The organism is Bradyrhizobium sp. Kon58 (genome assembly GCF_055807455.1).
This window is the reverse complement of the sequence record NZ_JBVVOT010000216.1, coordinates 1-368: the sequence shown is the minus strand read 5'-3', so window position 1 is coordinate 368 and position 368 is coordinate 1. Positions and strand designations below refer to the sequence as shown.

The window sequence follows — 368 nt, the reverse complement described above, 5'->3', positions numbered from 1 at the left end:
AGCGCCTCGACCATGACCCGATCGCCAGATGCCTTGATGCCGGCGTGTGAGGCGCTGCGGCCCGAATCCTGTTCGTCATCACCGAACAATTGGGTAAAGAGCTGGCGCTGCTCCAAAGGCACAGGCGCGCCCACCTCGTGGACACGGTCCTCGCGAGGATCGCGTCGACGTTGGCGTTCAGACGTGTTGGCTGAAATGGAGGTCATAGCGATTCCTGCGTGAGCAAATTGGCCAGCTCCTGGAGTTTTTCGACTTGACGCAGGCACGCGGTGACATGCTTCTGCGCCCTACCTACCTCTACTTCACGCTGTTCCTGCTGCCCTTGCAGGTGGTGCAACTGGCCCTCTTCACGCCGGGTGCCGGCAGAC

At 61.4% G+C, this 368-nt stretch carries 1 protein-coding gene; it reads right to left on the bottom strand.

Translation table 11 applies throughout. The annotated features are described in order from the left end of the window. Positions 1-206 (bottom strand): hypothetical protein (locus tag AC0L20_RS40180; RefSeq protein ID WP_473295697.1); only part of this gene is annotated, 206 nt, incomplete at its 3' end. Between the last annotated feature and the right edge of the window lie 162 nt (positions 207-368).